Origin of the sequence: Streptomyces sp. NPDC046465, assembly GCF_040646035.1 — a bacterium.
Classification (GTDB): Bacteria; Actinomycetota; Actinomycetes; order Streptomycetales; family Streptomycetaceae; genus Streptomyces.
On the sequence record NZ_JBEYZK010000012.1, the window covers coordinates 198,684 to 224,991 of the forward strand.

Sequence of the window (26,308 nt, forward strand, 5' to 3'; positions counted from 1 at the left end):
GTCAGGACTGCGGCATTCCCGCCGTCGGCAGCCCCTCGGGCAGCTTCGTGCCCTCCGTCTTCAGGAACTCGTCCGTACCGGCCCCCTCCCAGGCGACCTTCAGCGACTTGCCGTCGACGGACTCGATCCGCCCCTCAGTGCGGTCCGAATCCCCCTTCGGACACGTCAGGTTGATCATCTGCGTGCCCATCTTCTCGCCCGCGGTGCCGCTGCACAGCACGTCCTCGCCGAGCAGTGTCGCCGTCTTGCCGCTGACGGCGAGGGCGAGGGGTTTCCCGTCGGCCGTGGTGACCCAGGTACCTTCCAGGCTGCTCCCGCCCTTGCCACCGGACCCACTCGACCCACCGGTCGAGCCCTCGTCGTCGGACCCGGACCCGGACCCGCCGGAGGAGCTCGAACCGGCGGCCGAACCACGGTCCTTCTTGCCGCCGCCCGACCCCGAGTCCCCGTCTCCATCCCCGTCACTGCTGCAACCGGTCAGGACGAGCGCGGCGGCCAGACCGGCCACCGCGGCACCCATGCGGACACTACGGACGTACGTACGCACTTGAAGTCCCCCTAATGAAACCGGCATTGACAGCACGAAACTGCTGCTGCCGACGTGGTCGCCCGACCGGATCGCGCGCCAAGCTACCAGGAGGACTTGCGCACGCCGGGGAGGTGCCCGGCGTGCGCTTGCTCACGCAGCTTCACTCTCGACAACCCGAACTTCCCTACGTATCCGCGTGGGCGCCCGTCGACGCTGTCCCGGTTACGCACTCGCGTCGCACTGGCGTCGCGGGGTTGCCGCACCAACTCCCGCTGGGCGGCGCGCCGTACGAGCTCGTCCGTGTCGGGCCTGCGGATCAGCTCCTTGAGTTCGGCTCGCCGCTCGGCGTACCGCGCGACGACCGTACGCCGCTTCTCGTTCTTCGCGACCTTGCTCTTCCTGGCCATCAGTTCCTCACGACTTCCTCATCTGGTCATCTGGTCATCTGGGCATCTGGGCATCTGGTCATCTGGGCATCTGGTCATCTCGTCCTGGTCCTCCAGGCCTCAGATCCGCACGCCGCGCGCCCTGATCCTGGCGACGGCCGCCTCGATGCCGATGCTGTCGACGGTCTTGATCCCCTTCACGCTCAGCCGCAGCCGCACGTACCGCCCCTCGCTCGGCAGCCAGTACCGCTTGCGCTGGACGTTGGGGTCGAAACGGCGGGGCGTCCGCCGGTGGGAGTGGGAGATGTTGTTGCCGAAGCGGGGTACCGCGCCGGTCAGCTGGCAGTGGGCGGACAAGGTGACGCACCTCTCGGTCGGTCGACTGGGACCCCTATTGAAAACGGGAGTCATGTTCATATACTAGCCCCATGGCCCGCAACGAACTCCGCCCCGTCATCAAGCTCCGCTCCACGGCGGGGACCGGCTACACGTACGTGACCCGCAAGAACCGCCGTAACGACCCCGACCGACTCACGCTGCGCAAGTACGACCCGATGGCCGGACACCACGTCGACTTCCGAGAGGAGCGCTGACCGACATGCGCAAGGACATCCACCCCCAGTACGGCCCCGTGGTCTTCCGCGACAAGGCCGCAGGCTTCGCCTTCCTGACCCGGTCCACCCTCGCCACCGGCTCCGCCGCCGCGTCCTCCTCGGCCGCCGACGGAAGGACGGTCGAGTGGGAGGACGGCCGCACGTACCCCGTCGTCGACGTCGAGATCTCGTCGGCGAGCCACCCCTTCTACACAGGCACGGCTCGCGTGATGGACACGGCGGGCCGCGTCGAGCGCTTCGAGCGCCGCTTCGGCAAGCGCTGATGGCGGGCACGGATCACCCGGAACCGCCCCACCGGGACGGCGAACCGCCCCACCGGGACGGCGAACCGCCCCACCGGGACGGCGAACCGCCCCACCGGGACGGCGAACCGCCCCACCGGGACGGCGAACCGCCCCGCATGGACGTCGTGATCGTCGGCGGTCTCCACGCGGCCGCCCGCAGGGCCGCCGTCGACGAACTCCTCGCCGGTGTCCCCGGCAGCGTCGCCCTCCACCACGACCTGTCGACCGCCGTGCGGGGCACAGTCGTCCGCACGGTCCGCGACGCCACCGGCGTGCTCTCCACCGGTGAGGTCCCGCTGGTCGACGACTGCGCGTGCTGCGCGCTCCGCGAGGACCTGGTGCCCGAGCTGCACCGCCTCGCGGACGCGGGCCTCACCCGGCTCGCGGTCGTCGAGCTGTGGGACTCGGTCGAGCCGAAGGCGATGGCCGAGGTGGTCGCCGCGCACGCCGGTGACGGCCTGATGCTCAGCGGCGTGGTCACGGCGGTCGACCCCGCCCTCCTCCTGCCCTGCCTCGGCAACGGCGACGACCTGATGGACGCGGGGCTCGCCGCCGCCCCCACCGACCGTCGCACTGTCGCCGACACCTGGGCGCGCCAGCTGGAGTACGCGCCCGTGCTCGCCGTCATGGACTCGGCGGAGGCCGACGACGAGGACCGCGCGCTGCTCACCCAACTCCATCCGACCGCCCATAGGGTCGTCATCACCACCGGCATCGGCGAAGGCGGCAGCCTGACCGCCGCCACCCTCGCCACCCTCGCCACCCTCGCCACCCTCGCCACCCTCGCCGCCCGCGCCGGCTTCGCCGGTTTCGACGTGGAGGCGGCCGCCGCGGCTCAGCATCCCGCCTGCGCGCTGCTCCCCGTCGAGGCCGACGAGCGCGGGGTCGCCACCCTCGTATGGCACAGGAAGCGGCCGTTCCACCCGGAGCGGCTCTACGCCGCCCTGGAGGAGCTGACCTGCGCGGCCGTGCGCAGCCGGGGGCGTTTTTGGCTGGCCGACCATCCGGACACGCTGCTCGGGTGGGACGCGGCGGGCGGTGCGCTCTGCGTCGAGAGCGCCGGGCCGTGGCTGGCCTCGCTGCCGGACGCCGCGTGGGAGCTGGTGCCTGCGGTGCGCCGCGCGGCCGCCGCCCTCGACTGGCATCCGGAGCACGGCGACTGCTGCACCCACCTGGTGTTCACGTCGCCGGGCTTGGACCGTGACGGGCTGGAACGGCTACTGGAGTCCTGCCTGTTGACCGACGAGGAGTACGCCGCCGGGCGCGACGCCTGGAAGCGCCTGCCCTCAGCCTTCGACGCCCTCCTGTAGTCCGATCCCGTAGTCCCATCCCGTGGCCCGATCCCGTGGCCCGACCCCGTAGCCCCATCCCGTAGTCCGATCCGGCCAACCTTTCCGGAGAAGCCGATATTTGAACTATGGAACAGAAAGGGGTCGGTCTGCGTCTTTTCCTGGTGCACGAAGGGTTCGATCCGGGAGAACCGGCGCGATTGACGGTGTGATGGGCGGTGCGGAACTTCGGGGGGAGGGCCCGGCGTTCGTAGGGCAGGTGGGGCGAGGCGCAAGTTCTGGCAGGCCTGTAACCAAGGGAACACCGCGCGTGCACGTGCATCTGCCCATGCATCCGCATGTGAACACAGCTATGATCCGGGACAGTTGACCACTGCATCTAGAGCCACTAATGGCACTGCACCACCGGGGAGCGACCTGTGCACCACGCGTTTAACGGCATGGCGGCCACGGAGCTCCACGGGGTGGTCTGGCAGAAGAGCAGGCACAGCAACTCGCAGGGCTCGTGCGTGGAGTTCGCGAAGTTGCCGGGCGGCGATGTCGCCGTGCGCAACTCGCGGTTCCCGGACGGTCCCGCGCTCGTGTATACGCGAGCGGAGATCGAGGCGATGCTGCTGGGCATGAAGGACGGGGAGTTCGACCACTTGGCGGGCGGGTAACCCCCGTGGTCCCGGCCGACGTTCACCGGCCGACGTTCACCGGCCGTCACTCACCGGCCGTCACTCACCAGCCGACGTTCACCGGCCGTCGCCCGCCGACCGCTGCTCGGCCCGGCCCGACCCGGCCCAGGTAGAGAGCGCCGCCCCCCGCGCCCCGTGTCGCGGGGCTGAACGGCGCCTCACCCCAGCCGGAGGCCTTGACCCAGCCGGGTGCCTCAACCCAGCCGGAGGCCTTGACCCGGCCGGGCGCCTCACCCCAGCCGGAACAGCGCCCAGACCACCTTGCCGCGCAGCGCGCCGGCGAGCGGGTGCCACCCCCAGCTGTCGCTGAAGGAGTCCACGAGGAACAGACCCCGGCCCGACTCCGCCGAGAAGTCGTCGTCGGTGTCGCGCGCGACCGGGCTCTCGTCGCTGGGGTCGCGTACCGCGCACACCAGACGGGACGCCCAGCGCATCAGGTGCAGCCGTACGGGCGGCTCCTGCTGATCGCGCGGGGTGTCCGCGGGCAGTGCGTGGCGCAGCGCGTTGGTGACGAGTTCGGAGACGACCAGCGCGATGTCGTCGAACCGCTCCTCAAGATCCCACGTACCCAGTGTCTTGCGGGTGAACTGCCGTGCGCTGCCCACCGCTTCATAGCGGGCCGGGAGGGCGACGGAGGCCGCGTCGGAGACGGCCGAGGGGTCGATCGGAGGCAGCCCCTGCCGTAACGGCTCGAGCATGGTCGATCCATTCGTCCCCATGCGAGGCACTCCCCGGTTTCGCGGTACGTAGCGATGGAGCGGTGGCGCGGTCGGTCGCCGATGGTGCGGTCGGTACAGCGGTGGCGCGCGGACCATGGTTCCGAATGCGTACAGCAGATGCAAGGGCAGATGCACGTGCACGCGCCGGACTTGGTCGATACCGTGCCACTTCTTGCCCATTTCTTCCTACGGATTCTTGTGGAGGGCTTTCGGAGCCTTTCCATTTCTGTAACCGGACGTGTACGGCCCGGAGCGTTTAATGGCAGACTGCTGGCTTCCAGTCGATGGGGAGGATTGAGCGAAGTGACCGCAGGGGAGTCGAGTGGCTCGGTGGTACGGCGCATCCTGCTGGGCTCACAGCTGAGGCGGCTCAGGGAGTCGCGCGGCATCACCCGTGAAGCGGCCGGATACTCGATCCGCGCCTCCGAATCGAAGATCAGCCGCATGGAGTTGGGACGGGTGAGCTTCAAGTCCAGGGACGTAGAGGACCTTCTGACGCTCTACGGCGTCACGGACGAGGCCGAGCGGGGCGCACTCCTCTCGCTCGCCAAAGAGGCCAACCTCACGGGCTGGTGGCACAGTTACTCCGACGTCCTGCCCGGGTGGTTCCAGACGTACATCGGTCTGGAGGGTGCCGCATCCCTCATCCGCGTGTACGAAGTCCAGTTCGTCAACGGCCTGTTGCAGACCGAGGCGTACGCGCACGCGGTCGTCGCCCGCGGCATGAAGGGCGCGAGCAGAGGCGAGATCGAGCGGCGCGTGGCGCTGCGCCTTGAGCGGCAGAAGCTCCTCATCTCCGAGCACGCACCCCGCTTCCACTGCGTCCTGGACGAGGCCGCGCTCCGACGCCCGTATGGCGACCGTGAGGTGATGAGGGGTCAGGTCCAGCACCTCATCGAGATCTCCGAGCGCCCGAACGTCACGCTTCAGGTGATGCCGTTCAGCTTCGGCGGGCACGCGGGCGAGAGCGGTGCCTTCACCATGCTGAGCTTCCCGGAGTCCGACCTCTCCGACGTCGTGTACGTGGAGCAGCTCACCGGCGCGCTCTACCTCGACAAGGCGGAGGAAGTCGCCCAGTACGAGCGGGTGGTGGCGCAGTTGCAGAAGGACAGCCCCGACGCCGTCGGCAGCAGAGATCTTCTCCGTGGTCTGCTCCAACTCACCTGACACGTCAGTACTATTCAGTACTATGACGTGAGATCAGGTTCTGCTTTCCGTCTGCGTCCGTCTGCGTCCGTCTGCTGCCGCGGCAAGGGGTGTCCCTCTCATGTCCTTCTTCACTGACCTGGCTCATCAGTACATCGACGGGGAGTGGAAGGCCGGGTCGGGGTCCTGGGACATCATCGACTTCAATCCGTACGACGGGGAGAAGCTGGCGTCCATAACGGTCGCCACGGCCGACGAGATCGACCAGGCCTACCGTGCCGCCGAGCGCGCGCAGAAGGCGTGGGCCGAGACCAATCCGTACGCCAGGCGCGGCGTGTTCGAGCGTGCCCTGCGGATCGTCGAGGAGCGCGAGGAAGAGATCACCGAGGCGATCATCGCCGAGCTGGGCGGCACCCGGCTCAAGGCCGCCTTCGAGATCCACCTCACCAAGGAGTTCCTGCGCGAGGCCGTGCATGTCTCGCTGAGCGCCGAGGGGCGGATCCTGCCGTCGCCGGACGACGGCAAGGAGAACCGCCTCTACCGCGTCCCGGTGGGGGTGGTCGGTGTCATCAGCCCCTTCAACTTCCCCTTCCTGCTGTCGATCAAGTCGGTCGCCCCTGCGCTCGCCCTGGGCAACGGCGTCGTCCTCAAGCCGCACCAGAACGCGCCCATCCTCGGCGGCGCCCTGGTGGCCAAGGTCTTCGAGGACGCCGGACTGCCGGGCGGGCTGCTGAACGTCGTCATCACCGACATAGCCGAGATAGGTGACGCGCTCATCGAGCACCCGGTGCCGAGCGTCATCTCCTTCACCGGCTCGGACGCGGTCGGCCGCCATGTCGCCACCGTCTGCGCCGCGAACTTCAAGCGCTCCATCCTCGAACTGGGCGGCAACAGTGCCCTGATCGTCCTGGACGACGCCGACATCGACTACGCCGTGGACGCGGCGGTCTTCAGCCGTTTCGTGCACCAGGGCCAGGTCTGCATGGCCGCCAACCGCATCCTCGTGGACCGTGCCGTCCAGGCCGAGTTCACCGAGAAGTTCGTCGCCAAGGTCGCGACGCTGACGGTGGGCGACCCGGCCGACCCGGCCACCCACATCGGCCCGCTCATTAACTCCTCCCAGGCGGAGGCCGTGACGGCGCTCGTCGAGCAGACGGTCGGCGCGGGTGCGACAGCGCTGCTGCACGGGCGCACCGAGGGCAACCTGGTGGCCCCCTCGGTCCTCACCGACCTGCCGGCCGACTCCCCGGTCCTCAACCAGGAGATCTTCGGCCCCGTGGCGCTCGTCCTGCCCTTCGACGGCGAGGAGGAGGCGGTGCGCATCGCCAACGACTCCCGCTACGGCCTGAGCGGCGCCCTGCACACCGGCGACATCGAGCGCGGCGTGCGGCTCGCGAAGCGCATCAACACCGGGATGATGCACATCAACGACGGCACGGTGCACGACGAGCCGATCGTGCCGTTCGGCGGCGAGAAGCACTCGGGCGTCGGCCGGTTGAACGGCGACTCGACGGTGGACGCCTTCACCACGCAGAAGTGGATCTCCGTGCAGCACGGCAGGTCCCGCTTCCCGTTCTGATCGCCTGACTGCCCCATCGCCTGACTGTCCGTTCTCCTGGGTTCTCCTGGGTTTTCCCGGGTTCTCCTGGGGCTCGTGCGGAACGCTTTTGCTCAACGGGGTCTCTCACTACCTGTACGGCTGTCACTACCTGTACGGCTGTAACCCCTTGAGAGGAGTTGTTCCGCATGGTGCGTCGCGTTCGCGTACTGCTGCTGACCGTCCTGGCGTTGGTCGCGGGTTCGGTGATGGCGTCCGCTCCGGCCTCCGCCGTCATCGGCGGGTCGAAGAGCACCTACGGCCCGTGGGCGGTACGCATGCTCGTGGACGGCAAACCGGCGTGCACCGGCACAGCGGTCGCCCGCCAGTGGATCCTCACCGCCTCGCACTGCTTCTACGAGCAGGCGCTGCCGGTCGCCGACAAGCGGATCTCCTTCCGGGTGGGCCATCTCGACATGCGCAAGGGCAAGACGGTCCGCCCCCTCCGCGGCAAGCGCGTGGGCAGCGCGCACTCCGACATGATGCTCGTCAAGGTCGCGCCGATGAACGTCCGCATCGCCAAGCTGTCCACGGTCGGCGTCCACCGCGGCCAGGCCGTGCGGCAGTACGGGTGGGGCGCCACCTGCACCACGGACGAGAGCTCCTGCCAGTCGCCCGTCCTCAAGCAGTCGGACCTGAAGGTCGTACGGCCGGACGACCCCCGGTGCGCGGGCCGCACCGCGCCGGGCGGACCCGACTTCTGTATGAAGAAGGTGTCCGGGATTCCCGCCGGTGGCGACTCCGGCGGCCCGGTGATGACCGTCGGGCCGCGGGGCACCGAAACCCTCATCGGCGTCTTCAACGGCTCCGACCGGGAGAAGGGCGCCGAGGCCGGAGAGGTCTCCCAGCAGCTCTCGTGGATCCGCTCGGTCATCCGCCGATAACACCGAAGCCGGCCCGTATGCCCTGAGGCCAGTTCATACCTCCCGGAGCCTTGCGGACAGAACCTGACCGCAAGGCTCCGTAGCGTCTGGGGTGTCGGGAAGCCCGGCGGAACGGAGCCCGCGGCAGCGGGCCGGAGAGAGGCGGACACCATGGTCACCCACGTCAGCGCGGAGTCCCACGGCGACGAGCGCGGCGCCCTCATCGCCTTCGTGGAGGCTCAGCGCGGCGGCCTCCGCCGTTCGGTGCTCGGCCTGACCGGCGAGCAGGCGAACAGCCGCCCCAGCGCCAGCGAGCTCACCCTCGGCGGACTCGTGAAGCACGTCGCCGAGACCGAGCTCAACTGGCTCCGCATGGCCCAGCAGAAGCCGAACGACCGCGCCCGCACGCAAGAGACCTGGGGCGACAGCTTCCGGCTCGTGGAGGGCGAGACGGTCGCCGAGACCCTGGCGTTCTGGGCCGAGGTCGCCCGCGAGACCGAGGAGTTCATCCGCGAGGTGCCGAGCCTCGACGACACCTTCCCGCTGCCCGAGGCGCCGTGGTTCCCGAAGGGCGGCGCGGTGTCGATGCGCTGGATGATGCTGCACCTCGTGGAGGAGATCGCCCGGCACTCGGGCCACGCCGACATCGTCCGCGAGTCCTTGGACGGCAAGACGGCCTTCGAGCTGGTCGCCCTGGAGCGGGGCGAGTCCTGGGGGTGACGGCGCCGGGAATGACGACGCCGGGAATGACGACGCCGGGAGCGAAACGGGCCGTACCCTAGTCAAAGTTGATGACTTAGTTGATTACTTAGTTGATGACTTAGGCGTTCAGGGAAGGCTCGGTACATGTCAGCGATCCGGCTGCTCGTTCTCGGGGCCGTGCGCCAGCACGGCCGCGCCCACGGCTACCAGGTCCGCAACGACCTGGAGTACTGGGGCGCCCACGAGTGGTCCAACGCCAAGCCGGGCTCGATCTACCACGCCCTGAAACAGCTGGCGAAGCAGGATCTCCTGTACGCGCACGAGATCGCGCCCTCCACCGCGGGCGGCCCGCCGCGCACGGAGTACGAGATCACGGAGAAGGGCACCGAGGAGTACTTCACGCTGCTCCGCGGTGCCCTCGCCACGTACGACCAGCGGCCCGACATGCTCACGTCCGCGCTGGGCTTCATCGTCGACCTGCCGCGGGACGAGGCGGTCTCGCTGCTCAACGAGCGGGTGCGCGCCATCGAGGGGTGGCGCAAGTCCGTCACGGAGTACTACACGCCCGAGGAGGGCCCCGGTCAGCTCGGCCACATCGGCGAGATCATGAACTATTGGGTGCACACGGCCGACGGCGGCATGGGATGGGCGCGGGGCCTCATCGAGCGCATCGAGGGCGGCGCCTACACCTTCGCCGGTGAGGGCGAGCGGTTCGTCGCGGTGCTCGCCGACGGCGAGGAGAACCCGTACGCGACGGGCGAGCCCCACGCGGAAGATCAACGCTAATCAAGTTTGACGAATCGCTCGACGGCGGTTACCTTTCTCCACCTAGTCAAGTTTGACTAGGTCTGAGTCCGATGGGTCGCGGTGTCTGAGGGGCCGCGGTGTGAGGGGAGACGGATGGCGGACGCGATCATCGTTGAAGGGGTACGGAAGAGGTTCGGGGAGAAGGTCGCGCTCGACGGCCTCGACCTGGCGGTGGAGCGCGGCACGGTGCACGGCGTGCTCGGGCCCAACGGGGCGGGCAAGACCACGGCGGTCCGGGTGCTCACCACCCTGCTGCGGGCGGACGAGGGGCGTGTGGAGGTCGCGGGGTGCGACGTGCGGCGCAGGCCCGACGCGGTGCGCAGGCGCATCGGCCTGCTCGGCCAGCACGCCGCGGTGGACGAGGAGCTGAGCGGTCGGCAGAACCTGGACATGTTCGGGCGGCTCCATCACCTGGGGGCCCGCCACGCGCGCGTGCGGGCCGACGAGCTCCTGGAGCGGTTCGGCCTCATGGATACCGGCCACAAGGCGGTCAGGCGGTACAGCGGCGGCATGCGGCGCCGCCTGGACCTCGCGGCCTCCCTCGTCACGGACCCCGAGGTGCTGTTCCTGGACGAGCCCACCACGGGTCTTGACCCGCGCGGCCGCGCGGAGGTGTGGGACTCGGTGCGCTCGCTGGTCGGCGGCGGCACCACCGTGCTCCTGACCACGCAGTACCTGGAGGAGGCGGACCAGCTGGCCGACCGCATGTCGGTGATCGACGAGGGTCGCGTCGTCGCGGAGGGCACGGCGGACGACCTCAAGGGGAAGCTGGGCGGTGACCGGATCGACGTGGTGGTGCGGGACGTGGCCCAGCTGGCGCGCACGGCCGGGCTGCTGCCGCGGGGCGCCACGGTGGACGAGGACCGCCGCATGGTGTCCGCGCCCGTCACGGACCGCATGGAGGCCCTCACGGGCGTCGTACGGGCCCTGCGGGACGCCGGCATCGACGCCGAGGACGTGGCCCTGCGCAGGCCCACGCTGGACGAGGTGTTCCTGAGCCTGACGGGACGCACGGGGCGTACGGAGCGCACGGAACGTATCAAGGGGGCCGTGTGAGCAGTACGTATGTGACAACCGATATGACCGGTACGACCGGTACGACCGGTACCACCGTGGGCCGAGCCATGACCGACTCCTGGACCATGACCCGGCGCGAGCTCGCCCACTGGGCGCGCCAGCCGGTCCAGGTCCTGGTCGGCCTGGTCTTCCCGGTGATGCTGCTGCTGATGTTCACCTATCTGATCGGCGGCGGAAAGGGCATCGAAGGGGAGTACGCCGCGTTCCTGGTGCCCGGCATGTTCGCGCTGACGATGGTCTTCGGGCTCGACGCGACGATGGTGGCGGTCACCCAGGACCTGAACAAGGGCGTGATCGACCGGTTCCGCTCCATGCCGATGGCCAACGGCGCGGTGCTGGTGGGCCGTTCGGCCGCCGACATGCTCCAGTCCTTCGTCTCGCTCATGGTGCTGATGGGCGTCGGGCTCGCGATCGGCTGGCGCTGGCACGGCTCGTCCCTGGCGGTGCTCGCGGCCGTCGGGCTGCTGCTCATGCTGCGCTTCGCGATGCTGTGGCTCGGCATCTACCTGGCGATGGTCGCGGGCAAGCCGGAGCTGGTGGCGGCCGTGCAGATCCTGGTCTGGCCGGTCGGCTTCCTCTCCAACGCCTTCACGGTGCCGGAGAACATGCCGGACTGGCTGGGCACCGTGGTCGAGTGGAACCCGCTCTCCGCGACGGCCACCGCCGTCCGTGACCTCTTCGGCAACGACGCGGGTGTGGTGGGCACCTCCTGGGCAGCCGAACACGCGGGGCTCCTGGCGGTGCTGTGGCCGGTGGTGCTTGTGGGGGTATTCCTGCCGTTGGCGGTCCGCAGGTTCATGGCGCTGAGCAAGTAGCCGACCGGGCGGGCTTGCACCTCACGCGACGTGAGGACGCAGGCTGATCCGCGTACCGCAAGAAGAAGGGCGGAAGCGATGAGCTACTCCGTGGGACAGGTCGCCGGATTCGCCGGGGTGACGGTGCGCACGCTGCACCACTACGACGAGATCGGCCTGCTCGTGCCCGGTGAGCGCAGCCGCGCGGGTCACCGGCGCTATAACGACGCCGACCTCGACCGGCTGCAGCAGATCCTGTTCTACCGGGAGCTCGGCTTCCCCCTCGACGCGGTGACGGCCCTCCTGGACGACCCGGGCACCGATCCCCGGGAACACCTGCGCCGTCAGCACGGGCTGCTGACCGCGCGGATCCACCGGCTCCAGGAGATGGCCGCCGCCGTCAAGACCGCCATGGAGGCGAAGAAGATGGGCATCAACCTCACGCCCGAGGAGAAGTTCGAGGTCTTCGGAGACCACGACCCCGACCAGTACGCGGAGGAGGTCGAGCAGCGCTGGGGCGACACCGAGGCCTACCGGGAGTCGCAGCGCAGGTCCGCCTCGTACACCAAGGACGACTGGAAGCGGATCAACGACGAGCTCAACGCGGTGCACGCACGCGTGGGCAACCTCCTCGCCCAGGGCGCCCCCGCCGACTCGGAGGAGGCCATGGACGCCGCGGAGGAGCACCGCCGCTTCATCTCGGCGAACCACTACGAGTGCTCGCACGAGATGCACGCCGGCCTCGGCGAGATGTACGTGACGGACGAGCGCTTCACGGCCTTCTACGAGGCCGTCCGGCCCGGTCTCGCGGTCTACCTGCGGGATGCGATCCTGGCGAACGCGGCGCGGAACGCGTGACGCGCAAGCCGTGAGCAAGCCTGAAACGCTGTGAGCAAGCCTGTCACGCTGTGAACAAGGCTGTAAGGGGTGCCCGACCATGGCGGGCGCCCCTTACAACACAGGACAGCACACAGGACAGCACACAGGTTCGTACCATTTGTCGCACAGTGCACCCTGAGATGGACAGTGGAACCCGGCCGGGCCGCCCCGCGTTGATAACTTTGGGCGGCTGCACCCCGCCGCCGCACCGCCCCCTCACCCTCAGGAGCCCGGAACCGTGACGACGCTTGCGCTCGGACCAAGCTGGCTGGATCCGGATCATCTGCTGAACCAGTTCGGCATCTGGGGCCTGCTTCTGATCGTTTTCGCGGAGTCGGGGCTGCTCATCGGCTTCTTCCTGCCGGGCGACTCGCTGCTCTTCACCACGGGCCTGCTGATCACCACGCACAAGCTGGACTTCCCGCTCTGGCTCGCGGTCCTGCTGATCTGCGTGGCCGCGATCCTGGGCGACCAGGCGGGCTATCTCTTCGGCAAGAAGGTCGGCCCGTCGCTCTTCAACCGCCCGGACTCCAAGCTCTTCAAGCAGGAGAACGTGGTCAAGGCCCACGACTTCTTCGAGAAGTACGGGCCCAAGTCCCTGGTCCTCGCCCGCTTCGTGCCGATCGTGCGCACGTTCACGCCGATCATCGCGGGCGTCTCCGGGATGCGGTACCGCTCGTTCATCACGTTCAACGTCATCGGCGGCGTCCTGTGGGGCGCGGGCGTCACGCTGCTCGGCTCCTGGCTGGGCAACATCGAGTTCGTCCACAAGAACATCGAGGCGATCCTGATCCTGATCGTGCTCGTCTCGGTGGTGCCGATCGCCATCGAGTTCCTGCGGGCCCGCAGCAAGTCCAAGAAGGCGGCAGCGGCCGAGGGCGCCCCACAGGGCACCCCTCCGGCGTCGCGAGGCCGCCACGCGAAGCGCTGAATCAGCCCGTCCGGCGTTTGAGGACTGGGGGTCCGGGGGCGAAGCCCCCGAACCACCCGACCACAGGTCAGAAACCCCTGGTCCGCTTAGCCGCACGGCGATTCGCCGCGGACGCGGCCCCCGGCACCTTCAGGATCAGCCGGGAGACCTCGCTGCCGAGGTTCACGCCGATCGCGATGGCCAGGGCCGTCGCGACGGCCTTGGTGAGCGAGTTGATGCCGGTGTTCAGGTCGTTCTGCGCCAGGGCGAGCAGCCCGAAGTACGTCGCGCTACCGGGCAGCAGTGGACCGATCGCGGCTGTCACGTACGGCAGTGAGGACGCGAACCGGTAGCGCGAGAAGAGCTGCCCGAACAGGCCCACCAGACCGGCCGCGACAGCCGTCGCGGCGACGGGCGAGAGCGCCAGCGGGGTCTGCGCCAGGGCGCCGAACATGATCCAGGCGATGCCGCCGTTGAGGGTCACGATCAGCACGGTGTTACGTTCCTGCTGAAGCAGGATCGCGAAGGCCAGACTCAGCGCCATCGACGCCAGGATCTGGATGACCGGCCGCGACGAGGTCACGCCGAACTTCGTCTCCGGAGTCAGATTCGTCGCGTCGAGCATCACGCCGAGCGACAGCACGAGCAGCACGCCGCAGACGATGCCCACGATGAGGTACATGACCTCCAGGAGACGGGCGGCCGCAGTGATGTAGTAGCCGGTCAGGCCGTCCTGCACGCCCGCCACCAGGGCCCGCCCCGGGATCAGCGCGAAGAGCCCACCCGTGATGACCGCCGACGCCATCGACGCCTCGGTGTGGACGAAGCTGAGGGCCACGCCCATCCCGGCCGGCGGCATCGCGGCGCCCACGAACTGGTAGAACTCCGGCAGCCCGCGCCCCGCGCACAGCCACGCGAGCCGGTCGCCGAGCATCGCGCCCACCGCGGCCACGAGGAACACCAGCGCGCCACCGCCCACCAGCACGGACGCGGAGCCCGCGAGCAGCCCGCTGGCGGCCGTGAGGGCCCAGCCGGGGTAGGGGTGCCGGTTACGCCGGATGCCCGCGAGGCGCCGGTAGGCCTCCTCCAGGGAGACGTCGAGATCCGGGTCGCTGATGTCGTCCACCAGGTGGAAGACGGCCGCAAGGCGGGTGTAGTCGGTGCCCCGGCGGCGCACGGTCCTGGAGGCCGTGACGGGATCGTCCACCAGGGAGGGCTGGTGCGAGATCGACAGGAGCGTGAACGTCACGTTCGGCTCGCAGCGGTCCAGACCGTAACTGCGGCAGACGGCGAACATCGCCGCCTCCACGTCCTCGGCGCCCTCGCCGCCCGCGAGCAGCAGCTCACCGATACGCAGCGTCAGGTCGAGCACGCGCGGCACGGCGGGACCGGTCTCGTCCTCCTGCTTCTGCGCCGCCTCCGGAGCGGGCCGCTCGGTGACCGGCATGCGCAGCATCGTGCGCATCTGGTCCTGCCAGGGCACTTCCTTGGTGAGCCGGACCAGAGGGATGCCCTGCGCGGGCGTGAAGGCCTGCGGGGCGTTGCTCGCGCTGTAGGTGTGCGGCGTGGTGAACGCCGACTTCTCGGTCTCCTGGGTCGTCGAGGCCGGTGTCGCGAGACCGGTGGGGAGGGCGAATTCGGACGTGGTCTGGGACTCGTCCTCAACTGCGGGGGCCTGCGCCGCCACACCGGTGGGCTGCACGAAGGCACTGCGGGCCTCGTCCGACTGAGGCTTTCGCTCCTCGGTCTCCTGCTCGGCCACTGCTGCCCTCACTTCTCATATGACTCGTGCGCACCCTCCGTATGGCCAGTATGGGCACAGATACACGAACGGGCCGCGTGACCCCCGGGGGTCACGCGGCCCGTTCGGGGCGGGGTGGCTCAGTGGCCGCCCTCGTCCTTGAAGCGCTTGTAGGAACGCTCGATCTCGGCCTCTGCATCCGTACGGCCGACCCAGTCGGCGCCCTCGACGGACTTGCCGGGCTCCAGGTCCTTGTAGACCTCGAAGAAGTGCTGGATCTCCAGGCGGTCGAACTCGGAGACGTGGTGGATGTCGCGCAGGTGCTCCACGCGCGGGTCCGATGCCGGGACGCAGAGCAGCTTGTCGTCGCCGCCCGCCTCGTCGGTCATCCGGAACATGCCGATCGCGCGGCACTTGATGAGGCAGCCGGGGAAGGTCGGCTCGTCCAGGATGACCAGGGCGTCCAGCGGGTCACCGTCCTCACCGAGGGTGTTCTCGACGAATCCGTAGTCCGCGGGGTAGCTGGTCGACGTGAAGAGGCGACGGTCCAGACGGATCCGGCCGGTCTCGTGGTCCACCTCGTACTTGTTCCGCGAACCCTTCGGAATCTCGATGGTGACGTCGAACTCCACGGGTGGCTCCTCCATGATCAGCACATACTTCGGGTGATTAAGTGTCCCTCACGCAGATGTGTGATCGCGAAAGGGGCTGGTCGTCGTGCCGGAGCTCAAGCCTTGGCAGCGGCCTCGACAGCTTTTGAGACAGCTGGCAAAGCCCTCCGCCACCCAGCTCACCGGGTTCTCCGGGAAACTCAGGACTTGGCAGCTCACGGCTGGTGCCGCCGCCTTCGGCCTGGTCATCGCGGCCGGGGCGGTGGCCGCGGCCGGCCCTTGGGACTCCTCGGGTCAGCGTACGGCGGAGCGGGACCGGGCCGCTTCCCAGGAGGCCTGGGGTGGCGCAGATCACGCGGGTCGGGGTCCCGAGGGTGCGCCCGAATCCGCTCCGAGCGCCCCTACCGTGCTCGCCGGGCTCGGCGCGCCCGCGGGGGCCGCGCCCGCGCCGACGGGCTCCGCGATGGCGGACGTGCTCGATCCCCTCCTCAAGGATCCGGCGCTCGGACCCGAGCGGTCGGCCGTCGTACTGGATGTGGCCTCCGGCAAGCGGGTCTACGGCAAGGGCGCGGGCGACGGCCTCACGCCCGCCTCGACGGTCAAGATCGCCACGGCGGTCGCGGCGCTGTCCGCGGCGGGCCCGGACCACCGCATCATGACGAAGACGCTGCTCGAGCCCGCGTCCGGCGACTCCTCCGGCGACTCCTCCGGCCACTCCTCCGGCGACTCCTCCGGGGACTCCTCCGACGCACGGGGAGTCGTCCTGGTCGGTGGCGGCGACCCCACGCTCACCGCGCGCAAGGACGGCCGGTACACCGACACCGCGGCGAGCCTGCGCACCCTCGCGAAGGACACGGCCCGCACCCTGAAGACCCGCGACATCGACGAGGTGAAGCTCTCGTACGACACGTCGCTGTACTCCGGACCCGGGCAGCACCCCATAGGGCCCAACGAGAACATCACGCCGGTCAGCGCCCTGATGGCCGACGAGGGACGGCTCGACGACTCCTCCAGCGGGCCCGCCCCGCGCGCGGAGGACCCGGCGGGCGGCGCGGCGAAGAAGTTCGCGGGCTTCCTCAAGGACGAGGGCATCAAGACCAAGTCGGACCCGGGTCCCGCCAAGGCGGGCGACGGCGCCGAAGCCCTCGCCAAGGTCGAGTCGCCGCCCCTGTCGGCCCTCGTCGAGCGGATGCTGACGCACTCCGACAACGACATCGCCGAGGCGCTGGCCCGCCAGGCGGCCGTCGCCGCGAAGGAACCGGCGAGCTTCGAGGGTGCGGGGCGGGTGGTCCGCGCCCAGCTGGAGAAGCTCGACCTCCCGCTCTCCGGCACGATGTTCGCCGACGGCAGCGGCCTGGACCGGGCCGACCGGATCTCCGCCGAACTCCTCGCGGCCCTCCTGAACCGTGCCGCCGACCCGGCCCGCCCCGAACTGCGCTCCGTGGTGACGGGCCTGCCCGTGGCGGGCTTCACCGGCACGCTCGTCGACCGCTACCCCAAGGACTCGCCGGGCACGGGCGTCGTACGCGCCAAGACCGGCACGCTGACGGGGGTGAACAGCCTCGCGGGCACGGTGGTGGACGCGGACGGCCGCCTCCTGGTCTTCGCTTTCATGACCACGGGAACGACGGACCCCACCGGGGCCCAGGCGGCCCTGGACCACATGGCCTCAACGGTCGCGAACTGCGGCTGCCGCTGACCCTTCAGGGGCGCGGGGAACTGCGCGAGCAACCACACGCGACCGTCGGCCGGACGGGAGCCGACCCCACCCCTAGGGGCCCGGCTCCCGGGCAATGTCAGGGGTGCAAGCCCCTCCACGAGAGGGAGCGACCACGTACCGTTGACGCATGACGAGCATCGGTGGTGCGGAGATGGTCGACTGGAACCTCGCGGTGGCGACCGCGACCCGCCTTGTGAGGCCGGGTCCAGAAGTGAGCCGGGACGAAGCGCGAGCCGTCGTCGCCGAGTTGCGCCGGCACGCCAAGGCCTCGGAGGAACACGTCCGTTCCTTCACGAGGATGGGTACGGAAGAGACGCACGACACCCCGGTCCTCGTGGTCGACCGGGCCGGCTGGATCCGGGCCAACGTCGCGGGCTTCCGTGAGCTCCTCAAGCCACTCCTCGACAAGATGCAGGACCGCCGCGGCGGTGCCGGGGGCGCCGTCCTCGGCGCGGTCGGCGGCAAGGTGACGGGTGTGGAGCTGGGCATGCTCCTGTCCTTCCTCGCCTCGCGCGTCCTCGGGCAGTACGAGACCTTCGCCCCGGCCACCCGCGACCTCCCCGCGAGTGCGAACGGCGGCGGCAGGCTCCTCCTCGTCGCGCCGAACATCGTGCATGTGGAGCGCGAGCTGGACGTTGACCCCCACGACTTCCGGCTCTGGGTCTGCCTGCACGAGGAGACGCACCGCACCCAGTTCACCGCCGTCCCCTGGCTGCGCGACCACCTCCAAGGGGAGATCCAGTCGTTCCTCGGGGAGACCGAGGTCGACCCGATGACGTTCCTGGAGCGCATCAGGGAGGCGGCCCAGTCGCTCGCGGGCGGCCGGAGCGAGGCGGAGGGCGACGAGTCCACCGAGGGCGGCCGCTCGCTCGTGGAGCTGGTGCAGACCCCCGCCCAGCGCGAGATCCTCGCCCGCCTGACCGCCGTGATGTCCCTCCTGGAGGGCCACGCGGACTTCGTGATGGACGGCGTGGGCCCGGCGGTCGTGCCGTCTGTGGGCGAGATCCGCGAGAAGTTCAAGGAGCGGCGGGCGCGCGGCGCGAGCCGCCTGGACCAGGCCCTGCGCAAGCTCCTCGGCCTCGACGCGAAATTGCGCCAGTACCGGGACGGCGAGCGCTTCGTGCGCGCGGTCGTCGACGAGGTCGGCATGGACGGCTTCAACCGCGTATGGACGTCGCCGAACACGCTCCCCACCAAGGCGGAGATCGCCAAACCGGCGGACTGGGTCGCGCGGGTGCACCGTAAGGGAGAGTGAGATACCGGACGCGGCCGATGGCAGGAGAACGCCCCCGCAATCACCCGTCCGAGGGACCGTAGGCGATGGGTAGGCGTGCAATGCTCGGGGAACGGCTCGGCTCTGTCACCATCGACACACTCTGAGTGACCGAACTTAAGGGAAAGAAGGACCCCAGCGGGTCCGGATGCCCCGAGTGGGTCCTGAGTGACTGGTCCGAGGCTCACCCCCGAACTTCATGAAGGGAACCGGACATGGGTCCCCATCCTGCGGTCGCGGCGATACGCCTGGCGGTCCGCCGCGTACTCCACGACGTACTGACCGACGTACAGCGCAGCTCCGAGAACGCCCCGCCCCACGACCCGCCCCATCCTCCGCACGAGCAGGCCCCGGCGCCGCTCGTGCTCGTCGCATGCTCCGGCGGCGCCGACTCCATGGCGCTCGCCTCCGCGCTCGCCTTCGAAGCCCCCAAGCTCGGCATCCGCGCCGGCGGTGTCACGGTGGACCACGGCCTACAGCCCGGGTCCGATCTGCGCGCCGCCGAGGTCGTGGTGCGCCTGACCGCGCTCGGCCTCACCCCGGTCGAGTCCTGCACGGTGCACGTCGGCCGTGCCGGAGGCCCCGAGGCCGCCGCCCGCGACGCTCGCTACGCAGCCCTGGACGCCGCCGCCGAACGGCATTCAGCAGCCGCCGTGCTGCTCGGCCACACCCGCGACGACCAGGCGGAGACCGTGCTGCTCGGCCTCGCCCGCGGCTCCGGGATTCGCTCCCTGTCCGGGATGGCCGAGACCTCGGGGATCGCGGGACGTTACCGCCGCCCCTTCCTGCAGACCGACCGGCAGACCGCCCGCAAGGCGTGCATGGTCCAGTCGCTGCCCGTCTGGGACGACCCGCACAACGCCGACCCGGCGTACACCCGTTCCCGGCTGCGCCACGAGGGCCTGCCCGCCCTGGAGAAGGCGCTCGGCAAGGGCGTCGTCGAGGCGCTCGCCCGCACGGCCCAGCTGTCCAGGGACGACGCCGACGCCCTCGACTCGTGGGCGGTCCAGGCCGAGACGACCGTGCGCGACGCGACGGGCCTCCTGGAGTGCGCCAAGCTCTATGCGCTGCCGCCCGCCGTGCGGCGCCGCATCGTGCGCCGGGCCGCCATCGACGCGGGCGCGCCCGCCGGCGCGCTGTTCGCCCGGCACATCGAAGAAGTGGACCGTCTGATCACCGGCTGGCGCGGCCAGGGAGCCATCAACCTCCCGGGCAAAGTCATGGCTCAGCGGCAGGGTGGCAGACTGGTGATCCGGCAAGGCTGACGAGAGCCCCGTGTTCGTTGGGGGCCCTGGCGGCCGGTGGGACGACCGAAAGTGATGCGGGTGGACGCGAAAGACATGGGCACCGACCTTCAGTCGGTGCTCATCACCAAGGAAGAGATCGACGCGAAGCTGGCCGAGCTGGCAGCGAAGGTCGACGCGGAGTACGCGGGCAAGGATCTGCTGATCGTCGGCGTCCTCAAGGGCGCGGTGATGGTCATGGCGGACCTGGCGCGGGCGCTGTCCACCCCCGTCACGATGGACTGGATGGCCGTGTCGTCGTACGGCGCGGGCACCCAGTCGTCCGGCGTCGTGCGGATCCTCAAGGACCTGGACACCGACATCAAGGGCAAGCACGTCCTGATCGTCGAGGACATCATCGACTCCGGCCTGACGCTGTCCTGGCTGCTCTCGAACCTCGGCTCGCGCGAGCCCGCCTCCCTCGAGGTGTGCACGCTGCTGCGCAAGCCCGAGGCGGCGAAGGTCGCGATCGACGTGAAGTGGATCGGATTCGACATCCCGAACGAGTTCGTCGTGGGCTATGGCCTCGACTTCGCCGAGAAGTACCGCAACCTCCCGTTCGTCGGAACGCTCGCGCCGCACGTCTACGGCGGCTGACGTTCCGTAGCACCGCGCGGTACGCCGCGTACGGCGCCGGGGAACCCTCACCCGTTTCCCGCCGTTGAAGCATGCGAAGGCGGTATTGCCAGCAGTCCCAGGCATCTTCGGGTCACAATGCTGGGGTACCGTCCGAAGAACAGTCTTTATCAAACTCACTATGGCAGGAGGGACGGGGCGTCATCGCTCCGTATGGATGGACGTGAAGCGATACTTCCGTGGGCCAGTCATGTGGATCGTGCTGGCCGTCCTTGCCGTGGTCGTGTTGATGCAGGTCGTCGGCTCGTCCGGCGGCTACAAGACGGTGGACACCGGCCAGGTCGTCCAGGCGATCAACGACAACAAGGTCGAGTCAGCCAAGATCACCACTGGTGACGAGCAGATCGTCAAGGCCGAACTCAAGGACGGCCAGAAGGTCGAGGGCAGCAGCAAGATCCAGGCGAGCTACATCGGCGACCAGGGCGTCGACCTCGCCAAGACCCTCCAGTCCAAGTACAAGACCAAGGACATCCCGGACGGTTATACCGTCTCGCCGTCGAAGCAGAACCCGTTCGTCGGCATCCTGCTCTCCCTGCTCCCCTTCGTCCTGATCGTCGTCGTCTTCCTGTTCCTGATGAATCAGATGCAGGGCGGCGGCTCCCGGGTCATGAACTTCGGGAAGTCCAAGGCGAAGCTCATCACCAAGGACACCCCGAAGACGACCTTCTCCGATGTGGCGGGGTCCGACGAGGCGGTCGAGGAGCTCCACGAGATCAAGGAGTTCCTGCAGGAGCCGGCGAAGTTCCAGGCCGTCGGCGCCAAGATCCCCAAGGGTGTGCTCCTCTACGGCCCGCCCGGTACCGGTAAGACGCTCCTCGCGCGCGCCGTCGCCGGTGAGGCCGGGGTTCCGTTCTACTCGATCTCCGGTTCCGACTTCGTCGAGATGTTCGTCGGTGTCGGTGCCTCCCGTGTGCGTGACCTCTTCGAGCAGGCCAAGGCGAACGCCCCGGCGATCGTCTTCGTCGACGAGATCGACGCGGTGGGCCGCCACCGTGGTGCCGGTCTCGGCGGTGGCCACGACGAGCGCGAGCAGACGCTGAACCAGCTGCTCGTCGAGATGGACGGCTTCGACGTGAAGGGCGGCGTCATCCTGATCGCCGCCACGAACCGGCCCGACATCCTCGACCCGGCGCTGCTGCGCCCCGGCCGTTTCGACCGGCAGATCGCCGTCGACCGCCCGGACATGCAGGGCCGTCTGGAGATCCTCAAGGTTCACCAGAAGGGCAAGCCGGTCGCCCCGGACGTCGACCTCAGCGCGGTGGCCCGTCGTACGCCGGGTTTCACCGGCGCCGACCTGTCGAACGTGCTGAACGAAGCGGCGCTCCTGACGGCGCGCAGCGACAAGAAGCTGATCGACAACCACTCGCTCGACGAGGCGATCGACCGTGTCGTGGCGGGCCCGCAGAAGCGGACCCGGATCATGTCCGACAAGGAGAAGAAGATCACCGCGTACCACGAGGGCGGACACGCCCTGGTCGCGGCGGCCTCTCCGAACTCGGACCCGGTCCACAAGATCACGATTCTGTCCCGCGGCCGGGCCCTGGGTTACACCATGGTCCTGCCCGAAGAGGACAAGTACTCGACCACGCGCAACGAAATGCTCGACCAGCTCGCGTACATGCTGGGCGGGCGCGCGGCCGAGGAGCTCGTCTTCCACGACCCGACGACGGGTGCGGCGAACGACATCGAGAAGGCCACGAGTACGGCCCGCGCGATGGTCACGCAGTACGGCATGACCGAGCGGCTCGGCGCGATCAAGTTCGGTGGTGACAACTCCGAACCCTTCCTGGGCCGCGAGATGGGCCACCAGCGCGACTACTCGGAAGAGGTCGCGGCGCTGGTCGACGAAGAGGTCAAGAAGCTCATCGAGACCGCGCACAACGAAGCGTGGGAGATCCTCGTCGAGAACCGCGACGTCCTCGACAACCTGGTTCTCCAGCTCCTTGAGAAGGAGACCCTGAACAAGGAGCAGATCGCCGAGGTCTTCGCGGGCATCGTCAAGCGCCCGGCCCGTCCGGCGTGGACCGGTTCCTCTCGGCGCACGCCCTCGACCCGCCCGCCGGTGCTCTCTCCCAAGGAGCTGTCGCTGACGAACGGTGCGAACGGCGCCACCCCCGCGGTCACCGCGGGTACGGAGCAGCCCATCGAGGTGGCCCCCGAGGACCGCCCCGAGAGCTGATCCCGCCTGCCTCAGCAGGCCCGGAATGGATGCCGCGCCCCCCTGGTTCTAGCCTGGGGGGCGCGGCTTGTTTTGTACGCCCGCCGTAGGCACGCTTCACACCCGCGCAGGCAGGCGCGGGCACGCACAGGAACGAGGCACAGATGACCGACCCCGTGACGCTCGACGGCGAGGGCTCGATCGGTGAGTTCGACGAGAAGCGGGCTGAGAACGCCGTGCGTGAGTTGCTGATCGCCGTGGGGGAGGACCCGGACCGCGAGGGCCTGCGGGAGACTCCGGGGCGCGTGGCGCGTGCGTACAGGGAGATATTCGCGGGGCTGTGGCAGCGGCCGGAGGACGTCCTGACGACGACGTTCGACCTCGGGCACGACGAGATGGTCCTGGTGAAGGACATCGAGGTCATGAGCTCCTGCGAGCACCATCTGGTGCCGTTCGTCGGGGTCGCCCACGTCGGGTACATCCCGTCCTCCGACGGCAAGATTACGGGCCTGTCGAAGCTGGCCAGGCTCGTGGACGTGTACGCGCGCAGGCCGCAGGTGCAGGAGCGGCTGACCACGCAGATCGCCGACTCCCTGATGGAGATACTGGAGCCGCGCGGTGTGATCGTGGTCGTCGAGTGCGAGCACATGTGCATGACGATGCGCGGGGTGCGCAAGCCCGGCGCCAAGACGATCACCTCCGCGGTGCGCGGACAGCTGCGCGATCCCGCGACGCGCAATGAGGCGATGAGCCTGATCATAGCCCGCTGAGCCCGGGTCCACGTGGACTGATCCCGCCCCGGCCGACCCCTCAACTCGCCCCCCATAACCGGGAGTTATGGTGGCGAGTATTGGACGGTAGCGGGGGCGGTCGACAGACTGCGTGCATGACAAATGCAGGCACGCAGTCACTTCCCACCCGCTCCCTCGGTGGCCTGGAGGTCTCGGCCCTCGGCTACGGAGCCATGGTGCTCTCGCCGGGGGTCTACGGAGAGGTCGACGACGAGCGCGGCGAGCGTGCGATCCTCGCCGCGGTCGACGCGGGCGCGAGAATCATCGACACCTCCGACGGGTACGGCGTCGACGGCCACAACGAACGCCTCATCGGCAAGGCCCTCAGAGGGCGCCGTGACCAGGTCGCGATAGCCACCAAGTTCGGTTTCCGACTGCCCGAGGGCGTGGAGCCGCACCCCTTCCCCATCGGTTACGCCTTCGGGGAGCTGGCGGTCAACGGCGACCCCAAGCACGTACGCGGCTACGCCGAGGCGAGCCTGCGCGGCCTGGAGACGGACTACATCGACCTGTACTACCCGCACTTCCCGGACCCGCAGGTACCCCTGGAGGAGACGGTCGGCGCGGTCGCCGAGCTGGTCCGGGCGGGCCTCGTGCGGCACCTGGGGCTGTCCAACGTGACCGCGGACCAGTTGCGGACCGCGCACGCCGTGCACCCCGTGGCGGCCGTGCAGATCGAGTGGTCGATGTGGCGGCCCGCCGACCCGGACATGCTCGCGGCGGCTCGTGAGCTGGGAGTCGGCCTCGTGCCGTGGTCGCCGCTCGGCGCCGGGTTCCTGACCGGCACCGTCGGACAGGTCGAGGAGGGCGACTTCCGGCAGAACGCGCCGCGCTTCGACGCGGCGAACCTGAAGGCGAACAACGACCGCTTCGCGCCCGTGCGGGGCATCGCGGAGGAGCTGGAGATCACCCCGGCGCAGCTGGCGCTCGCCTGGCTGCTCCACCAGGACCCGAACGTCGTGCCGATCCCCGGCAGCCGTACGCCGAAGCACATCGAGGAGAACCTCGCGGCGGCGCACGTACGGCTGGACGCGGACGTACTGGCGCGCCTGGACCGGATCCTGGGCGAGACGCAGGTCGAGGGTGGGACGCTGCTCTAGCGGCTGCTGAGGGCCTCTCCGGCCCGGCAGAGGCGGCCAGGACGGTCCTGGGGGCGTGGTTACGCCGCCGCGGCCGTCCCGCCGTCCTCTTCGTCGTCCTCGGGGAGCTTGCAGACCCGCTCCATGAAGAAGGCGACCACTATCACCGCGATGCCCATCAGGACCGAGAGCCCGGCATACACCGCCTGGTCGCGGCGGGCCGGGATGTCGAGGAACTCGAGCAGGAACGCACCCGTGCCCCCGTACATCCCGGTGACGAGCGCCGCCACCAGGGCGCTGGCCTGGCCGAAGACGACGGCGCGGGCGGCCATCATCGGCTCGACGCCCTTCGCACCCGGGCGGCGCTCACGCTGGGCGCGCAGCCGCGAGCGGAGCGAGAGCGCCGTCGCGAGGAGGACGACGGCGATGACCGCGAGCACGATGGGCGCGGCCAGCGGAACGCGCGGCAGCGTGCCGACGGAATCCCACAGCCGGGCGCCCGACCAGGACAGCACTCCGGCCGCGAGGAAAAGGCCGGCCAGCGTCCTGATGCGCAGTTGCTTCACGGGTGACCCTTCATCGGCTTGCTTACCTCGACCGCCTACTCCAACGACTACTCCGGCAGTCGGAGTTCCAGGTCGGCGCGGGGCGCGACGCCTTCGCGGGTGATCTTCTCCAGAAGCTCCGCCACCGGGCCGCGGCCGGACAGCTGGGCCTCGGGCTCGACGTCGTGCCAGGGGGCGAGGACGAAGGCACGCTCGTGCGCGCGCGGGTGGGGCAGCGTGAGCACCGGGTCGTCGGAGACGACGTCGGCGTACGCCACGATGTCCACGTCGATCGTGCGCGGACCCCAGCGCTCGTCGCGTACCCGGTTGAAGGCCTCCTCGACGGCCTGCGCGCGCTCCAGGAGCGAGGCGGGCGGCAGGGTCGTCTTCACCACGACGACCGCGTTGAAGTACGAGGGCTGGCTGCCGGGCTCGACGCCCCACGGCTCGGTCTCGTACACCGGAGAGACCGCCTTGACCCGCAGGCCGGGGGTGTCCTCCAGGGCGTCGATGGCGCCCTGCAGCGTCTCCAGGCGGTTGCCGAGATTGCTGCCGAGGGAGATCACGGCGCGCTTGGGGTTGGAGAGGGTGGTGTCGGCGGCGTCCACCTGTTCGACGACGGAGGTGGGCACCGGCTGGACGGTGGGGTCGCTCTGACCCGCTTTGAAGGGCGCAGTCATACTCGGCTCCGGGTGATGGTGACGGTCACGTCGTCGAACGGCACGGTGATCGGGGCGTCCGGCTTGTGCACGCACACCTCGACCTCCAGGACTCCGTCGTGCTTGAGACACGCCTGGGCGATGCGCTCGGCGAGCGTCTCGATGAGGTCGACGGGTTCGCCCTCGACGACGGCGACGACCTCCTCGGCCACGATTCCGTAGTGCACGGTCTTCGCCAGGTCGTCGTCGGCCGCGGCCGCGCGCGTGTCCAGACCAAGTACCAGGTCCACGATGAAGGTCTGGCCCTCTTCGCGCTCCCGCGGATAGACACCGTGGTGCCCGCGGGCCTTGAGGCCGCGCAGCGCGACACGATCCACGCGAATCACTCCTGAAATCGTCGGTATCGGCAGGCCTGTACCGAGTGCGGTCGGCACACCAGCCTCGATCGAATCTACCTGCGAGCACCGACAGTGCTCGCCCGCGGGGCCCGCGGACCGCCGCGGTACAGGCCGGTCGAGCCGCGTTCCGGCCACGGC

The 26,308-nt window shown here is 69.5% G+C and carries 28 protein-coding genes and 1 pseudogene; 20 read left to right on the plus strand and 9 right to left on the minus strand.

All coding sequences use genetic code 11. The features are described 5' to 3' along the window. Position 1: 1 nt before the first annotated feature. The 3 genes from ABZ953_RS20455 to rpmB form a co-directional block, all read right to left on the minus strand. Positions 2-547, minus strand: a complete 546-nt coding sequence (locus ABZ953_RS20455; protein WP_361725616.1) for a hypothetical protein — start codon at positions 545-547, stop codon at positions 2-4. 83 nt (positions 548-630) lie between these two features. Further along, a complete protein-coding gene (gene rpsN / locus ABZ953_RS20460; protein ID WP_361725619.1) occupies positions 631-936 on the minus strand; it encodes a 30S ribosomal protein S14 in 306 nt (101 codons plus the stop codon). 99 nt (positions 937-1,035) lie between these two features. Then, positions 1,036-1,272, minus strand: a complete 237-nt coding sequence (gene rpmB, locus ABZ953_RS20465) for a 50S ribosomal protein L28 (protein ID WP_361725622.1) — start codon at positions 1,270-1,272, stop codon at positions 1,036-1,038. Positions 1,273-1,343: 71 nt separating this feature from the next. Here rpmB and rpmG point away from each other — a divergent pair, with 71 nt between their 5' ends. The 4 genes from rpmG to ABZ953_RS20485 all read left to right on the plus strand — a co-directional run bounded on the left by rpmG (position 1,344) and on the right by ABZ953_RS20485 (position 3,761). Next, on the plus strand, positions 1,344-1,508 hold the full coding sequence (gene rpmG / locus ABZ953_RS20470) for a 50S ribosomal protein L33 (protein WP_361725624.1): 165 nt from the start codon (positions 1,344-1,346) through the stop codon (positions 1,506-1,508). Between the two features lie 5 nt (positions 1,509-1,513). After that, positions 1,514-1,792, plus strand: a complete 279-nt coding sequence (locus ABZ953_RS20475; RefSeq protein ID WP_361725627.1) for a type B 50S ribosomal protein L31 — start codon at positions 1,514-1,516, stop codon at positions 1,790-1,792. A 137-nt stretch (positions 1,793-1,929) separates the two neighbouring features. Next, positions 1,930-3,123, plus strand: coding sequence for a GTP-binding protein (locus ABZ953_RS20480; protein WP_361725910.1), 1,194 nt, complete (start codon positions 1,930-1,932; stop codon positions 3,121-3,123). A 398-nt stretch (positions 3,124-3,521) separates the two neighbouring features. Next, positions 3,522-3,761 carry a DUF397 domain-containing protein gene (locus tag ABZ953_RS20485; RefSeq protein ID WP_361725630.1) on the plus strand — a complete coding sequence of 80 codons (240 nt, stop codon included), beginning with the start codon at positions 3,522-3,524 and terminating at the stop codon, positions 3,759-3,761. Positions 3,762-4,012: 251 nt separating this feature from the next. On the opposite strand, the gene ABZ953_RS20490 is transcribed toward ABZ953_RS20485, so the two are convergent. Next, positions 4,013-4,501, minus strand: coding sequence for an ATP-binding protein (locus tag ABZ953_RS20490; RefSeq protein WP_361725633.1), 489 nt, complete (start codon positions 4,499-4,501; stop codon positions 4,013-4,015). A 303-nt stretch (positions 4,502-4,804) separates the two neighbouring features. Here ABZ953_RS20490 and ABZ953_RS20495 point away from each other — a divergent pair, with 303 nt between their 5' ends. The 9 genes and pseudogenes from ABZ953_RS20495 to ABZ953_RS20535 all read left to right on the plus strand — a co-directional run. After that, complete coding sequence (locus ABZ953_RS20495) at positions 4,805-5,668, plus strand: helix-turn-helix transcriptional regulator (RefSeq protein WP_361725636.1); 864 nt, start codon at positions 4,805-4,807, stop codon at positions 5,666-5,668. A gap of 100 nt (positions 5,669-5,768) precedes the next feature. Further along, positions 5,769-7,226 (plus strand): aldehyde dehydrogenase family protein, encoded by a 1,458-nt coding sequence (locus ABZ953_RS20500; RefSeq protein ID WP_361725639.1) that lies wholly within the window; start codon positions 5,769-5,771, stop codon positions 7,224-7,226. 167 nt (positions 7,227-7,393) lie between these two features. Beyond that, positions 7,394-8,128, plus strand: a complete 735-nt coding sequence (locus tag ABZ953_RS20505) for a trypsin-like serine protease (protein ID WP_361725642.1) — start codon at positions 7,394-7,396, stop codon at positions 8,126-8,128. Between the two features lie 150 nt (positions 8,129-8,278). Next, positions 8,279-8,827 carry a DinB family protein gene (locus tag ABZ953_RS20510; RefSeq protein WP_361725645.1) on the plus strand — a complete coding sequence of 183 codons (549 nt, stop codon included), beginning with the start codon at positions 8,279-8,281 and terminating at the stop codon, positions 8,825-8,827. A gap of 126 nt (positions 8,828-8,953) precedes the next feature. After that, complete coding sequence (locus ABZ953_RS20515; RefSeq protein WP_361725648.1) at positions 8,954-9,595, plus strand: PadR family transcriptional regulator; 642 nt, start codon at positions 8,954-8,956, stop codon at positions 9,593-9,595. A gap of 114 nt (positions 9,596-9,709) precedes the next feature. Continuing rightward, positions 9,710-10,672, plus strand: coding sequence for an ATP-binding cassette domain-containing protein (locus tag ABZ953_RS20520; protein WP_361725650.1), 963 nt, complete (start codon positions 9,710-9,712; stop codon positions 10,670-10,672). A 23-nt stretch (positions 10,673-10,695) separates the two neighbouring features. Continuing rightward, positions 10,696-11,508 (plus strand): ABC transporter permease, encoded by an 813-nt coding sequence (locus tag ABZ953_RS20525; RefSeq protein WP_361725913.1) that lies wholly within the window; start codon positions 10,696-10,698, stop codon positions 11,506-11,508. Between the two features lie 78 nt (positions 11,509-11,586). Continuing rightward, a complete protein-coding gene (locus ABZ953_RS20530) occupies positions 11,587-12,345 on the plus strand; it encodes a MerR family transcriptional regulator (protein ID WP_361725653.1) in 759 nt (252 codons plus the stop codon). A gap of 259 nt (positions 12,346-12,604) precedes the next feature. Next, positions 12,605-13,228 (plus strand): annotated as a pseudogene (locus ABZ953_RS20535) (VTT domain-containing protein); the annotation flags it as partial. A 136-nt stretch (positions 13,229-13,364) separates the two neighbouring features. On the opposite strand, the gene ABZ953_RS20540 reads toward ABZ953_RS20535, so the two are convergent. Beyond that, positions 13,365-15,038, minus strand: coding sequence for a threonine/serine exporter family protein (locus ABZ953_RS20540; protein WP_361725656.1), 1,674 nt, complete (start codon positions 15,036-15,038; stop codon positions 13,365-13,367). Between the two features lie 119 nt (positions 15,039-15,157). Then, positions 15,158-15,649 carry an inorganic diphosphatase gene (locus tag ABZ953_RS20545; protein ID WP_055568469.1) on the minus strand — a complete coding sequence of 164 codons (492 nt, stop codon included), beginning with the start codon at positions 15,647-15,649 and terminating at the stop codon, positions 15,158-15,160. Positions 15,650-15,773: 124 nt separating this feature from the next. Here ABZ953_RS20545 and dacB point away from each other — a divergent pair, with 124 nt between their 5' ends. The 7 genes from dacB to ABZ953_RS20580 all read left to right on the plus strand — a co-directional run bounded on the left by dacB (position 15,774) and on the right by ABZ953_RS20580 (position 24,589). Further along, complete coding sequence (dacB, locus tag ABZ953_RS20550; RefSeq protein ID WP_361725659.1) at positions 15,774-17,327, plus strand: D-alanyl-D-alanine carboxypeptidase/D-alanyl-D-alanine-endopeptidase; 1,554 nt, start codon at positions 15,774-15,776, stop codon at positions 17,325-17,327. A 148-nt stretch (positions 17,328-17,475) separates the two neighbouring features. Then, a complete protein-coding gene (locus ABZ953_RS20555; protein WP_361725662.1) occupies positions 17,476-18,603 on the plus strand; it encodes a zinc-dependent metalloprotease in 1,128 nt (375 codons plus the stop codon). Between the two features lie 233 nt (positions 18,604-18,836). Next, complete coding sequence (gene tilS, locus ABZ953_RS20560) at positions 18,837-19,886, plus strand: tRNA lysidine(34) synthetase TilS (RefSeq protein WP_361725665.1); 1,050 nt, start codon at positions 18,837-18,839, stop codon at positions 19,884-19,886. A gap of 54 nt (positions 19,887-19,940) precedes the next feature. After that, positions 19,941-20,501, plus strand: a complete 561-nt coding sequence (gene hpt, locus ABZ953_RS20565) for a hypoxanthine phosphoribosyltransferase (RefSeq protein WP_055549829.1) — start codon at positions 19,941-19,943, stop codon at positions 20,499-20,501. A gap of 196 nt (positions 20,502-20,697) precedes the next feature. Further along, complete coding sequence (gene ftsH / locus ABZ953_RS20570) at positions 20,698-22,719, plus strand: ATP-dependent zinc metalloprotease FtsH (protein ID WP_361725668.1); 2,022 nt, start codon at positions 20,698-20,700, stop codon at positions 22,717-22,719. 143 nt (positions 22,720-22,862) lie between these two features. After that, positions 22,863-23,468 carry a GTP cyclohydrolase I FolE gene (gene folE / locus ABZ953_RS20575; RefSeq protein WP_361725671.1) on the plus strand — a complete coding sequence of 202 codons (606 nt, stop codon included), beginning with the start codon at positions 22,863-22,865 and terminating at the stop codon, positions 23,466-23,468. 116 nt (positions 23,469-23,584) lie between these two features. Further along, positions 23,585-24,589, plus strand: a complete 1,005-nt coding sequence (locus tag ABZ953_RS20580) for an aldo/keto reductase (protein WP_361725674.1) — start codon at positions 23,585-23,587, stop codon at positions 24,587-24,589. A gap of 59 nt (positions 24,590-24,648) precedes the next feature. Here ABZ953_RS20580 and ABZ953_RS20585 read toward each other — a convergent pair whose 3' ends face one another. The 3 genes from ABZ953_RS20585 to folB are packed head-to-tail and all read right to left on the minus strand — an operon-like array spanning position 24,649 to position 26,149. Next, positions 24,649-25,134: a DUF3180 domain-containing protein gene (locus ABZ953_RS20585; protein WP_361725677.1), complete on the minus strand. Its 486-nt coding sequence runs from the start codon at positions 25,132-25,134 to the stop codon at positions 24,649-24,651. Between the two features lie 47 nt (positions 25,135-25,181). Further along, a complete protein-coding gene (gene folK / locus ABZ953_RS20590) occupies positions 25,182-25,793 on the minus strand; it encodes a 2-amino-4-hydroxy-6-hydroxymethyldihydropteridine diphosphokinase (protein ID WP_361725679.1) in 612 nt (203 codons plus the stop codon). Beyond that, positions 25,790-26,149 carry a dihydroneopterin aldolase gene (gene folB / locus ABZ953_RS20595; RefSeq protein ID WP_055565731.1) on the minus strand — a complete coding sequence of 120 codons (360 nt, stop codon included), beginning with the start codon at positions 26,147-26,149 and terminating at the stop codon, positions 25,790-25,792. The genes folK and folB overlap by 4 nt, the downstream gene beginning before the upstream one ends. Positions 26,150-26,308 lie beyond the last annotated feature (159 nt).

Coding starts and splice junctions, on each gene's coding strand:
- rpsN (WP_361725619.1), bottom strand. CDS start 936: ATGGCCAGGAAGAGCAAGGTCGCGAAGAACGAGAAGCGGCGTACGGTC.
- rpmG (WP_361725624.1), top strand. CDS start 1,344: ATGGCCCGCAACGAACTCCGCCCCGTCATCAAGCTCCGCTCCACGGCG.
- ABZ953_RS20475 (WP_361725627.1), top strand. CDS start 1,514: ATGCGCAAGGACATCCACCCCCAGTACGGCCCCGTGGTCTTCCGCGAC.
- ABZ953_RS20480 (WP_361725910.1), top strand. CDS start 1,930: ATGGACGTCGTGATCGTCGGCGGTCTCCACGCGGCCGCCCGCAGGGCC.
- ABZ953_RS20490 (WP_361725633.1), bottom strand. CDS start 4,501: ATGGGGACGAATGGATCGACCATGCTCGAGCCGTTACGGCAGGGGCTG.
- ABZ953_RS20500 (WP_361725639.1), top strand. CDS start 5,769: ATGTCCTTCTTCACTGACCTGGCTCATCAGTACATCGACGGGGAGTGG.
- ABZ953_RS20505 (WP_361725642.1), top strand. CDS start 7,394: ATGGTGCGTCGCGTTCGCGTACTGCTGCTGACCGTCCTGGCGTTGGTC.
- ABZ953_RS20510 (WP_361725645.1), top strand. CDS start 8,279: ATGGTCACCCACGTCAGCGCGGAGTCCCACGGCGACGAGCGCGGCGCC.
- ABZ953_RS20515 (WP_361725648.1), top strand. CDS start 8,954: ATGTCAGCGATCCGGCTGCTCGTTCTCGGGGCCGTGCGCCAGCACGGC.
- ABZ953_RS20520 (WP_361725650.1), top strand. CDS start 9,710: ATGGCGGACGCGATCATCGTTGAAGGGGTACGGAAGAGGTTCGGGGAG.
- ABZ953_RS20525 (WP_361725913.1), top strand. CDS start 10,696: ATGACCGGTACGACCGGTACGACCGGTACCACCGTGGGCCGAGCCATG.
- ABZ953_RS20530 (WP_361725653.1), top strand. CDS start 11,587: ATGAGCTACTCCGTGGGACAGGTCGCCGGATTCGCCGGGGTGACGGTG.
- ABZ953_RS20555 (WP_361725662.1), top strand. CDS start 17,476: ATGACGAGCATCGGTGGTGCGGAGATGGTCGACTGGAACCTCGCGGTG.
- tilS (WP_361725665.1), top strand. CDS start 18,837: ATGGGTCCCCATCCTGCGGTCGCGGCGATACGCCTGGCGGTCCGCCGC.
- hpt (WP_055549829.1), top strand. CDS start 19,941: ATGCGGGTGGACGCGAAAGACATGGGCACCGACCTTCAGTCGGTGCTC.
- ftsH (WP_361725668.1), top strand. CDS start 20,698: ATGGACGTGAAGCGATACTTCCGTGGGCCAGTCATGTGGATCGTGCTG.
- folE (WP_361725671.1), top strand. CDS start 22,863: ATGACCGACCCCGTGACGCTCGACGGCGAGGGCTCGATCGGTGAGTTC.
- ABZ953_RS20580 (WP_361725674.1), top strand. CDS start 23,585: ATGACAAATGCAGGCACGCAGTCACTTCCCACCCGCTCCCTCGGTGGC.
- folK (WP_361725679.1), bottom strand. CDS start 25,793: ATGACTGCGCCCTTCAAAGCGGGTCAGAGCGACCCCACCGTCCAGCCG.